The organism is Azospirillum sp. UFLA03-27 (assembly GCF_059803775.1).
The window spans coordinates 1-11,217 of record NZ_JAUQTX010000217.1; the positions used below are offsets into that span (position 1 = coordinate 1).

Genomic DNA, 11,217 nt, shown 5'->3' on the forward strand with positions numbered 1-11,217 from the left:
GTTATAGTCTCGTGGGCTCGGAGATGTGTATAAGAGACAGCCCTTCCGGGGCTCGGTCTTCTGCGCCGCCTGGACGAGCTGACGCTCGCCGCGCGCGTCGGGCTGGGCTTCGGCGTGATTCTCGCCCTGGTCCTTCTGCTGGCGCTGATCGGCGTGGCCTCGCTCTACGGGGTCAGTCGCGAGGTCGGTACCTTCTCCGGCTACGCCGACGCCTCCCAGACCGCCGCCGACCTGGACATCGGGCTGCGCGACCTGGAGGTCTCGGTCCGCGACCATTTGGCCGAGGGCGACCAGCAGAGCCTGCTCGACGCCGGGTTGCGCCGCGACGGCCTGCTTGAGCGGCTGACCGCCCTGGCCGGAATGGTGCAGGACGACGCCGACCGCCGCTCGGTGGAGAGCGCGCGCAAGGCGCTGGACGCCTACTGGAGCGGCTTCGAAGCGCTGGTCGCCCTGCGCGGCGAGCGCGCTCGGCTGACCGAGTCGGTGTTGGAACCCCAGATCTCCCAGATCCGCGCCGGGCTGGGGCGGTTGAAGGACGCGGGCGGCGTCGATTCGGCGGCGCTGGCCGGCGACGCGACCGTCGCCATCCTGATGATGCAGGACCATCTCGGCCGTTACGTGGCGCGTCGCGACGACCGCGACTCGCTGCGCATGCGCGCCGAACTGGGCAACGCCCGCGCCAAGCTGGCGGAGATGAACCGCTATCTCTGGGTCCCCGGCACCCGCCAGACCATCGACGAGGTGGAGGCGGCGCTGGCCGGCATCGACGGGGTGCTCAACGGCATCGAGGCCTCCCTGGTCGACGAGGACGGGCTGCGCGCCGAGCGGCTGACGCCCAACGCCGCCGTCGTCGCCGCCCAGGCGGCGGAAATCCGCCAGCGCAACGACGCCGTGGCGGCGGCGCTGCGCGGCGGTCTGGCCGACCAGTCCTGGCGCACGGTGCGCATCGCCCTGTGGGCGGCGCTGGGGGTGACGCTGGCGGGGCTGGCGATGGTTTGGTTCGTCAACCGCCGGGTCGCCCGTCCGGTCGCCGGCATGGCCGCCGCGGTGACCTCGCTCGCCGCCGGGCGGACCGACATCGCCCTGCCGCCGGACGAGGGGGCGGACGAGGTGGCCGCCATGGCCCGCGCCGTCCGCGTCCTGCGCGACAACACCGCGGAGATGGAGCGCCAGCGCCAGGAGGCCGCCGACCGGCACGGCCAGCTGCTGCGCGACAAGGAGCGCGCCGACGCCGCCAACGAGGCGAAGACCCATTTCCTGGTCAACATCGGACAGGAGTTGCACGCCCCGCTCAACGAGATCGTCGCCTCCAGCCAGTCGCTGATGGGCGAGTTGCACCGGCTGGGCGCCGGGGAGCTGGCGACCGACATCGAGCAGATCCAGTGGACCGGCGAGCAGATGCTGACCCTGGTCGACGCCATCCTCGACTATGCCCGGATCGAGGCCGGCAACATGGACGTCGTGCTTCAGGATTTCGACGTGCACCGTCTGCTGATCGAAGCGCGGGAGCGCACGCTGCCGGCCGCCGACCTCAACGGCAACGAAGTGACGCTCCAGGCGGAGGCCGCAGCGCTCGGCCAGATGTATTCGGATTTCGGCAAGGTCCGGCAGGCGCTTCTGAACCTGCTGGACAACGCTTGCAAGTTCACCCAGGGCGGCGCCGTCCAGATGGCCGCCGAGCGGGTCGAGCGCGACGGCGAGCCCTGGCTGCGCTTCACCGTGACCGACAGCGGCAGCGGTTTCGCCACCAGCCAGACCGCCCGGCTGTTCCAGCCCTTCGTCCAGGGCGGCAGCGGCGTCAAGCGGCGCGGTGCCGGACTCGGCCTGACCCTGGTCGGCCATTACGCCGCCATGCTCGGCGGCGACATCGAGGTGGCGAGCGAGCCCGGGCATGGCACCCGCGTCACGGTGGCCCTGCCCGCCTACTACCAGCCCCCGGCGGAGGAACGCCCGCTCCAGGTCGGCACCGCCGGTGCGGCCAAGCGCCCGCTGGTCACCGTCGCCCCCCTGCGCCCCGTCGCCCAGCTGGCCTCCTGACGTCGGGAGCCGTTGGCCGTCAGGCCTCGCGCGGGCGGGCGGTATCCTCCGGCGCGGCCCCCTCGTCGGGCGGCAGGCCGTACTTGATGCGGCGCATCTTCTCGGCGACGCGCGCGATCTCCTCGGGCGGCAGGATGACTGGCTCGCCCAGCAGATGGGCGTGGAGATACTGGCGGGCCAGCGTTTCCACCTCCACCGCCAGGGCGAGGGCGCCTTTCAGCGTCTTACCCAGCACGATCATGCCGTGGTTTGCCAGCAGGCAGGCCAGCCGCCCCTCCAGCGCCGTCACGGCGTGGTCGGACAGTTCCTGCGTGCCAAAGGTGGCATAGGGCGCGCAGCGGATCGAATCGCCGCCGGCCAGCGCCACCATATAATGGAAGCTGGGAATGCCCCGGCCATGGACGGCCAGCGCCGTCGCGAAGGTCGAATGGGCGTGCAGCACCACATCCACGTCGGGCCGCGCCTTCAGGATGTCGCGATGGAAGCGCCACTCCGACGAAGGCCGCCGCCGGCCCACATAGGTCCCGTCGAAGCCCATCTCGACAATGTCCTCGGGCGCCGTCTCGTCGTAGGGCAGGCTGCTCGGCGTGATGAGGAAACCGCCCTCCACCCGGACCGACAGGTTGCCCGAGGCTCCCTGATTGACGCCCGACCCGTTCATGGCGAGACAGGTGTCGATGATGGCGCGGCGCTGCGCCGGGTGGGTCAGGCTGGTCATGGGCGGCGGTCTCGATTCCGGAACGACGGAGTGCCGAACGGGCCATGGGTGAACGGTGCCTGTCAAGGACGCTCGGAGGCCGAACTGAGGCATGTTCCAATTCTCCTCTCCCCTCCGGGGAGAGGGTCAGGGTGAGGGGGTTGCGCGTGGCGCCACGTTCGGCGCAAGCGCAACCCCCTCACCGGCCCTCTGGGCCACCCTCTCCCCGGAGGAGAGAGGGCTATTGATGCCAGCCGCAAAAGCCTCACTGACGCTCGGCGTCGGCTTTGCCCGTCAGGTCCCAATGGCGGACCACCGCGTCGTAGCCGGCGGACAGGGCGCCCTGCCCGTCGGGGGTGAAGGCGACCGCCAGGACCGGCTTCTCATGGCCGCGGAAGGAGGCGAGTTGTCGCCCGGTGGCGGCGTCCCACAGCCGAACGCGCCGGTCGCCGCCCCCGCCGGACAGCAGGGTCCGGCCATCGGGCGAGACGGCGACGGAGGTGACGAAGCCCGTGTGTCCGTAGAGCGTGCGCAGGAGCGTCCCGGCCCCCAGGTCCCACAGCCGCACAGTCTCGTCGCTGGACGCCGTGGCCGCCATCCGCCCGTCGGGGAACAGGGCCAAGCCATTGACGCTGCCCTCATGCCCCTCCAGAACGGCCCTCTCCGCGCCGTTGGCGGCTTCCCAGACGCGGATCTGGAAGTCGTAGCCGGCGGAGACCAGCCGCCGCCCGTCCGGCGTGAAGGCCACGGCGTTGACGTTGGCGCCATGCCCCTCCAGCACCCGAAGCGCGGCGCCGCTCTCCGGGTCCCAGACGCGGATCGTGAAGTCCCAGCCGGCGGAGGCGAAGCTGTGGCCGTCCGGCGCCACCGCCAGACCGGCGACGGTGCCGGTGTGGCCTTCGAAACGGCGCAGCGGGCGCCCGCCCTCCAAGTCCCAGAGGAGGATCGCGGTGTCGCGGCTGCCGGTCAGGGCGCGCTTGCCGTCCGGAAGGAATGCCACGGCGGTCACCCCGGCGGCGTGCTCGTGAAAGGAGGCGCGTTGCGAGCCGGAGGTGAGATCCCAGAGGATGGCCGAATAGTCCCAGCTCCCGGTCAGGACGAGGGCGCCGTCGGGCGACACGGCGACGGCGTTGACCATGGCGCCATGGCCGATCAGGTCGGCGGCGCGGGACAGCAGGGGAACGGTCAGGACGGGCGCCGCGGCGGCCAGCGCGAGCAGCCGGCGGCGGGCGTGGCGCGGAGGTTTCCCCGGATGATGCCCAAACCCCATGCCCGAACCACCTCCCGGAAAGGAAAAGACCGGCGGCCTCGCAGCCGCCGGTCAGGGGGTAACAGGTGTCAGCGCCGGTTGTCGTCAGCGCCCAGCGTTCTCAGCGCCAAGTGTGCCCGCGGGCGACCGCGGGGTTGTTGGAGGTCCGGTTCGGCTCATAGCTGCCGCCCTGGGGCAGGCTGTAGCCCGCCGCGTGGTGGCGGAAGGGCGGAAGCGCGAGGCCGGTCGCCGCATCGACGGTCAGGGTGTTGACCATGAAGGCGGCGTTGCCGGCGGTGCCCGGCATCATGGCGGCGACCTTGTAGACGGCGGTGCCGTCCTCCAGCGCCGCCTCGGTCACGCGCAGGACCTGCACGTTGTAGGTCTGCTCGACGATCCGCTTCACCTCGTCCGCCGGCTTGGCCGCTGGAGAGGTCTGGGCGGCGGCTGGAGCGGCGACCGCCCCGGCCAGCAGCAGGCCGATCAGGAAGGAACGCATGGCTGGTGTCCTCACTCGGCGGGTGCGCGGTGGCGGCCCTGGTGATGGCCCCCGTGACGGCCGGGAGTCTCGCCCGTCACCTCCTGAACCCACAGCGAATGGTGCTCGCGCGCCCACTGGAGTTCGACGTCGCCCGTGCCCATGGCGTCGAAGGCGCCCTCCATGCCGACCGAGCCGATGTAGATGTGCGCGATGATGACCGCGGTCAGCACCACCGCCACCGCGGCGTGGATCAGCTGGTAGAGCTGCAGATCGGCCAGAGAGGCGAAGGAGAAGGGCCACAGGAGCTGCACGCCCGTGAAGCCCAGCGCCGCGCCGCCCAGCACCGTCGCCCAGAAGATCACCTTCTGGCCGGCGTTGAACTTCTTCGCCGCCGGATGCACGCCCTTGCTGAACAGGCCGCCGGCCTTCAGCGCCCAGGTGATGTCGTTGCGCTCCGGGATGTTGTGCTTCACCCACATCACGAAGATGAGGAGTGTGCCCAGCATGAAGGCGAAGCCCAGATAGTTGTGGGCGAACTTGCCGTACTGGGTCATCGTGGCGAACGCCTCCGGACCCAGCAGCGGCAGGACGGTGTAACGCCCGTACAGCACGTTCAGCCCGGTGAAGGCCAGGATGACGAAGCTGCCGGCGGTCAGCCAGTGCACGCCCCGCTCGAAGGCGTTGAAGCGCTGGATGGTCCGGCCGGTCTTCTGGCCGTCGATCCGGATGCGCCCGCGCACCAGGAAGAACAGGACGAGCAGCCCGATCATGCCGCCCAGCGCCCAGCCGCCGTAGGTGGACAGCGGACCGTTGCGGACCGACCGCCACAGTTCCCCTTCCGACTGCACCAGCACGCCGGCGCTCTTGTTGGGGATAGAGACATAGCCCTGCTCGCCGGAGCGGATGCCGCGCCACAGGTCGGTCTTGGAGCTGCCGTCGGCCGGCTGGCTGGCGACCGGCGGGAACGCCTCCGCCGCCGACGCGGCCGAGACGTTGGCCATGACCAGCGTCAGCGCCAGCATTGCGACGCCCAGCAGGACGATGTGCAGCGTCTTGCCAAGCCCGCTCTTGCCGACCCCGCCCTTGGAATGATTCGACGTCATTGCGTCAGCCCTTCCCTTGAGAACCGCGCCAATCAAAAACGCTGGCCGGCCGAGCGCTGCTGGAGCGCCTGGACCTGATCCGCGGACAGATGCGTGTCCGCGGCGCCGCGGTAGGCGCCCTTCTCCATATGGATCGGGCGCGCCTGCTCCTCCTCGTTGCACCCCGCCAGAAGCGGGGTGACGAGGAGAAGCGCCATCGCACAGACGGTGCGGCGGATCGCGGTCATGACCCCGCCTTCATCTGGTAGGCGGTGCCCCAGCCCCAGGCGCCGGACCCGAAGCCACGGGCGACCACGCGCTCGCGGTAGATGTCCGACACCTTGTCGCCGTCGCCGGCCAGGAGCGCCTTGGTCGAGCACATCTCGGCACAGAGCGGCAGCTTGCCTTCGGCCAGACGGTTGCGGCCGTACTTCCTGTACTCCGCGTCCGTGTTGTCGGCCTCCGGGCCGCCGGCGCAGAAGGTGCACTTGTCCATCTTGCCGCGGGTGCCGAAGTTGCCGGCCTGCGGGTACTGCGGGGCGCCGAACGGGCAGGCGTAGAAGCAGTAGCCGCAGCCGATGCACAGGTCCTTGTTGTGCAGAACCACGCCCTGCTCGGTCTGGTAGAAGCAGTCGACCGGGCAGACGGCCTTGCAGGGCGCGTCGGAGCAATGCATGCAGGCGACCGAGATCGACCGCTCACCCGGCTTGCCGTCGTTGATGGTGACGACGCGGCGGCGGTTGATGCCCCAGGGCACCTCGTGCTCGTTCTTGCAGGCGGTGACGCAGGCGTTGCATTCGATGCAGCGGTCCGCGTCGCAGAGGAATTTCATGCGGGCCATGGTGATGAACTCCTAGCGTCTCAGGCCGCCGAGATCCGGCAGAGGGTGGTCTTGGTTTCCTGCATCTGCGTGACCGAATCGTAGCCGTAGGTCGTGGCGGTGTTCGCCGCCTCGCCCAGCACGATCGGGTCGGCGCCCTGCGGGTACTTGGCGCGCAGATCCTGGCCCTGGTAATGGCCGCCGAAGTGGAAGGGCATGAAGGCGACGCCGCGGCCGACACGCTCGGTCAGCATGGCCTTGACCTTCACCTTGCCCTGCTCGGCACCCTCGACCCAGACCATCTGGCCGTCCTTGATGCCGGCGTTGTTGGCATCGAACGGGTTGATCTCGACGAACATGTCCTGCTGAAGCTCGGCCAGCCAGGGGTTCGACCGGGTCTCGTCGCCGCCGCCCTCATACTCGACCAGACGGCCGGAGGTGAGGATGATCGGGTACTCCTTCGACACGTCGCGGTCCTGGATCGACTTGTAGAGCGTCGGCAGGCGCCAGGACTTGGTGTCCTTGTAGGTCGGGTAGCTGGCGACCAGATCGCGGCGCGGCGTGTAGAGCGGCTCGCGGTGCACCGGCACCGGGTCCGGGAAGTTCCAGGCGACGCAGCGCGCCTTGGCGTTGCCCGGCGGGTTCAGGCCGTGCTTGATCGCCACACGCTGGATGCCGCCCGACAGGTCGGTGGTCCAGGACACGGCGCCGATCTTCTCGCCGCCGATCTTCTTGATGACCGCCATCTCGGCCTCGGTCAGATCACCGGTCCAGCCCAGCTTGTCCAGCATGGCGTAGGTGACTTCCGGATAGCCGTCCTTGATCTCCGACCCGACCGGGTAGGAGCCCTCGGCCAGCAGCGTCACGCCGTTGCGCTCCACGCCGAAGCGCGCGCGGAAGGCGCCGCCGCCCTCGGCGACCGGCAGGGAGGTGTCGTAGAGGTTGGCGGTGCCCGGATGCTTCATCTCCGGCGTGCCCCAGCAGGGCCACGGCAGGCCGTAATAGTCGCCGTCGCACGGGCCGCCGTTGGCGCGCAACGTGGTCTTGTCGAAGGTCGCCTGATGCTGCATGTGCAGCTTCAGCCGCTCCGGCGACTGGCCGGTGTAGCCGACCGACCACATGCCGCGGTTCCACTCCCGCGTCGTGTCCTCGATGTCCGGCTCGTTGCCGTGGAGCTTGATGTTCTTGAACATCGGCTCGGCGAAGCCGAACTTCTTGGCGAACAGGTACATGATCTCATGGTCCGTCTTCGCTTCGAAGAGCGGCTCCATGATCTTGTCGCACCACTGGACGGAGCGGTTGGACGCGGTGCGCGACCCGACGGTCTCGAACTGGGTGGCGGCGGGCAGCAGGTAGAAGTTGTCCTTGCGGTCGGACAGGACGGCGGTCATCGTCGGGAACGGATCGACGACGACGAGCAGCTCCAGCTTCTCCATCGCCTTCTTCATGTCCGGAAGGCGGACCTGGCTGTTCGGCGCGTGTCCCCAGAAGACCATGCCCTTGATGCTCTCGGGCTGGTCCATGTTCTCCTTGGCTTCCAGGACGCCGTCGAACCAGCGGGACACCGGAATGCCGGTGGCCTCCATCAGCTTCTTGTCCTTGAAGCGGGCCAGGACCTGATCATAGGGGACATCCCAGACGCGCGCCCAGTGGCGCCACGCGCCTTCCGCCAGACCGTAGTAGCCGGGCAGCGAGTCCGAGGTGACGCCGAAGTCGGTGGCGCCCTGCACGTTGTCGTGGCCGCGGAAGATGTTGGTGCCGCCGCCCGTCACGCCGACATTGCCCAGCGCCAGCTGGAGCACGCAGTAGGCGCGGGTGTTGTTGTTGCCGATGTGGTGCTGCGTGCCGCCCATGCACCAGACGAGCGTGCCCGGACGGTTGGAGGCCAGCGTGCGGGCGACGCGCTTCAGCTGCGAGCCCGGAACGCCGGTGACCTTCTCGACCTCTTCCGGAGTCCACTTGGCGACCTCGGCGCGGATCTCGTCCATGCCGTAGACGCGCTTGGCGATGTACTCCTTGTCCTCCCAGCCATTCTCGAAGATGTGCCAGAGGATGCCCCAGATCAGACCGACGTCGGTGCCGGGGCGGAAGCGGATGTACTCGTCGGCCTTGGCCGCGGTGCGGGTGAAGCGCGGATCGGCGACGATCAGCGGGGCGTTGTTCTGCTCCTTGCCCTTCAGGATGTGGAGCATGGAGACCGGGTGGGCCTCCGCGGCGTTGGAGCCGATGAAGAACATCGCGCGCGACTTCTGGATGTCGTTGTACGAGTTCGTCATGGCGCCATAGCCCCACACGTTCGCCACGCCGGCGACGGTGGTGGAATGGCAGATGCGGGCCTGATGGTCGACGTTGTTCGTGCCCCAGAAGGCAGCGAACTTGCGGATCAGGTAGGCCTGCTCGTTGCTGTGCTTGGCCGAGCCGAGCCAGAACACCGAATCCGGGCCGGACTTCTCGCGGATCGCCAGCAGCTTGTCGCCGACCTCCTGGATGGCCTGGTCCCAGGAGATCCGGGTCCACCTGCCGTCCACCATCTTCATCGGGTAGCGCAGGCGGCGGTCGCCGTGGGCGTGCTCGCGCACCGCAGCACCCTTGGCGCAATGGGCGCCCAGGTTGATCGGGCTGTCGAAGCTCGGCTCCTGGCCGATCCACACGCCGTTCTGGACCTCGGCGGTGACCGTGCAGCCGACCGAGCAGTGGGTGCAGACGTTCTTGACCAGCTTGACCGGCGCGCCCGCGGCGGGGGTGGCGGTCACCGCCTCGGCCTTCTTCACCATGCCGAAGGGCATGGTGGCGGCGATGGCGGCGCCACCGGCGGCGATGCCCGAGGTGCGGAGGAACGAACGACGGTCGACGGTGTTACCGGTCAGGCCGGAAACCATCTTCGCCAGCGAACGGCCGCCGGAAGCAGCCGCCTTCTTCTTTGTCAGCATGTGCGGCGGTCCTTCTTAGAAGCGGCTCAGTTCGTAGACCGTCCGGACATGGTCGGTCTCGCGGTAGCCTTGGTGGGTGGTGGGCTCGGCGGCCTGCACCGGCTCCGCACCCGCCATGGCGCCCACGGCGGCAGCGCCCAGAGCGCCGACGCCCAATCCAGCCGCGCGGAACAGGTCGCGCCGCGCCAGCGTGGTCTTTTCCTTCTTGTCCGTCATAGCTTCACCCTATTCTTCGCGGCTTCCCCGAGACTGAAGACCGATGTGCCGCCCGGTTTCCGGGCCTTGTTTTCAGCGTTTCCGGACCGGCCTTGTCGTGGACCGGTCTCGTTGTTTTGTTGCCTGTTCGGCGACGGTGCCGGTGTGCGGTCATGCCGCCCCGTCACGCCGCCATGTCGAAGGCTTTCCCCTCGACCTCCAGATACCGGTGACCCAGCGTGCCCACCGCGCGGTAGAAGGCGGCGGACGGCGTGGATTCCAGATCGGTGAAGAACCTGCCGGCCCAGGAGCCGATGTGGCGGTCGAAGAAGCGGCGCTGCGCCTCCAGATCGGCCGGGGCGTCGAAGGCCCCGGTGATCAGACCCGCCATCATCTCGGCCAGGGCGGCGATGTGGTCTTCCGGTTCCTTCACCTCGTCGGCGCGGGCGATGCCCAGCAGCGCCATGTCGCCGCGCAGCTCCGCCAGCGGCTTTTCGTGAAGGAACCCCGTGAGATAATAGGACCCGTAGGGGGAGAGGATACCGCCGCCCACGCCGATGAAGAGGGTGTTGAACTCCTCTTCCACCGCGGCGGCGTCCGTGCCGCGGGCGGCCTCGGCCAGACCGCGCAGCGCCTGCCCGAGGGGGCTCGCGTCGCCGTCCAGCGCCGCCAGGGCGGCCAGGAATTCCCCGCCGGGCGGGCGGGCAAGCAGATGCGCCAGCAGCGCGTAGAGCTGCGCCCGCTGCATCTCTTCCGGCGGCAGGGCCGACGGATCGTGTTCACCGGTCACGGACACGGCGTTCATCCCTCCCGACACGACGAAAGGACCAGATCGGCAAAACTCCGGCACCCGGCCCCGTCCGTCGCGACAACGGCGGCGCATTGGCTCGCCCGTTGCAGGCTCACGGCGTCATGGGCCGGCGCCCGAGACGCCCTGGACCGACAACCTCATATTGCACCTGCGAAAAGCCTCGCCATATCAGGGGCTTAACGTTCAGGATCAGGCTATTAAAGGGCAGATTCGCGGTGTTTGTCAACAAAGGTTGACTCAGAAGTGTGCTTACCGCGACTTGGGCTGGACTAGCGCTATGCTCTTTTTGTCATATCGATACCCGGTTCTTGCGAAGCAGAGGGGGCCTGCTCGGGCTCCGAACCTTCGGGAAGCACCGCTTTTTCTTTCCCGTCTTCATCGGCGCCGCTGTCCGCGGCCGCACCGCCGGCTGCTTGCTCCGCCTTTTCCGCCGCTTCCTCTGCGGCGTCGAGGAAGCCCTTGCCGACGCGGTAGAGCGTCTTCACCGGCGAGGCCCCGGTGAACAGGCTGGCATAGTCGTCGGCGTAGTCCTTCAGCCCGTCGTCGTTGGCGAAGACAGGGTCGGAGGTCCACAGCTTGCGCAGCGCCTGACGGTGCAGGTCGTCCGGGACTTCCGCCCGCAGGAAGGGCGTGAAGTCGGACTCCAGCGTCAGTTCCTCCACGGGCGGGAGGTCCTTCAGCGGGTCGTCCCCGTCCGGCGCGGGCTCCGTGGCAGTCTCAGCCGCCGCATCCACCGGGAGTTGCGCGGGCGGTTCCTCGGCAGGCGGCGGCTCCACCGGCTCCGGAGCGGGGGCGGCGGGTTGCCGCTTCAGGCGGGACCAGCGGGAGAGGAAGGATTCGTCGGTCATGCTGTGCGTCTCGGGGATAGCCAGGCCCTGTCTCTTATACACATCTCCGAGCCCACGAGACTATAAC

General features: G+C 69.0%; 11 protein-coding genes. 1 reads left to right on the top strand and 10 read right to left on the bottom strand.

The annotated features are described in order from the left end of the window. Nucleotides 1-114: 114 nt before the first annotated feature. Nucleotides 115-2,037: a sensor histidine kinase gene (locus Q4I23_RS24975; RefSeq protein ID WP_498528010.1), complete on the top strand. Its 1,923-nt coding sequence runs from the start codon at nucleotides 115-117 to the stop codon at nucleotides 2,035-2,037. 19 nt (nucleotides 2,038-2,056) lie between these two features. Here the strand turns inward: Q4I23_RS24975 and Q4I23_RS24980 are convergent, their stop codons facing one another. From Q4I23_RS24980 to Q4I23_RS25025, 10 genes are all read right to left on the bottom strand, one after another. After that, on the bottom strand, nucleotides 2,057-2,755 hold the full coding sequence (locus tag Q4I23_RS24980) for a class II aldolase/adducin family protein (protein ID WP_498528011.1): 699 nt from the start codon (nucleotides 2,753-2,755) through the stop codon (nucleotides 2,057-2,059). A gap of 244 nt (nucleotides 2,756-2,999) precedes the next feature. Beyond that, a complete protein-coding gene (locus Q4I23_RS24985) occupies nucleotides 3,000-4,004 on the bottom strand; it encodes a WD40 repeat domain-containing protein (protein WP_498528012.1) in 1,005 nt (334 codons plus the stop codon). A 100-nt stretch (nucleotides 4,005-4,104) separates the two neighbouring features. Further along, complete coding sequence (locus tag Q4I23_RS24990) at nucleotides 4,105-4,482, bottom strand: hypothetical protein (protein ID WP_145679669.1); 378 nt, start codon at nucleotides 4,480-4,482, stop codon at nucleotides 4,105-4,107. Nucleotides 4,483-4,493: 11 nt separating this feature from the next. Continuing rightward, on the bottom strand, nucleotides 4,494-5,567 hold the full coding sequence (locus Q4I23_RS24995) for a formate dehydrogenase subunit gamma (RefSeq protein ID WP_498528013.1): 1,074 nt from the start codon (nucleotides 5,565-5,567) through the stop codon (nucleotides 4,494-4,496). Nucleotides 5,568-5,599: 32 nt separating this feature from the next. After that, nucleotides 5,600-5,794, bottom strand: coding sequence for a hypothetical protein (locus tag Q4I23_RS25000; protein WP_145679671.1), 195 nt, complete (start codon nucleotides 5,792-5,794; stop codon nucleotides 5,600-5,602). Then, nucleotides 5,791-6,387, bottom strand: a complete 597-nt coding sequence (gene fdh3B / locus Q4I23_RS25005) for a formate dehydrogenase FDH3 subunit beta (protein ID WP_038529096.1) — start codon at nucleotides 6,385-6,387, stop codon at nucleotides 5,791-5,793. Before fdh3B ends, Q4I23_RS25000 begins: the two co-directional genes overlap by 4 nt. A gap of 20 nt (nucleotides 6,388-6,407) precedes the next feature. Continuing rightward, nucleotides 6,408-9,296 carry a formate dehydrogenase subunit alpha gene (locus Q4I23_RS25010; protein WP_498528014.1) on the bottom strand — a complete coding sequence of 963 codons (2,889 nt, stop codon included), beginning with the start codon at nucleotides 9,294-9,296 and terminating at the stop codon, nucleotides 6,408-6,410. A 15-nt stretch (nucleotides 9,297-9,311) separates the two neighbouring features. Beyond that, entirely contained in the window at nucleotides 9,312-9,512 is a 201-nt protein-coding gene (locus Q4I23_RS25015; RefSeq protein ID WP_498528015.1) for a formate dehydrogenase, read from the bottom strand. 163 nt (nucleotides 9,513-9,675) lie between these two features. Further along, entirely contained in the window at nucleotides 9,676-10,287 is a 612-nt protein-coding gene (locus tag Q4I23_RS25020) for a TorD/DmsD family molecular chaperone (RefSeq protein WP_454018985.1), read from the bottom strand. Nucleotides 10,288-10,577: 290 nt separating this feature from the next. Further along, nucleotides 10,578-11,192 carry a DUF3306 domain-containing protein gene (locus Q4I23_RS25025; RefSeq protein WP_498528016.1) on the bottom strand — a complete coding sequence of 205 codons (615 nt, stop codon included), beginning with the start codon at nucleotides 11,190-11,192 and terminating at the stop codon, nucleotides 10,578-10,580. Between the last annotated feature and the right edge of the window lie 25 nt (nucleotides 11,193-11,217).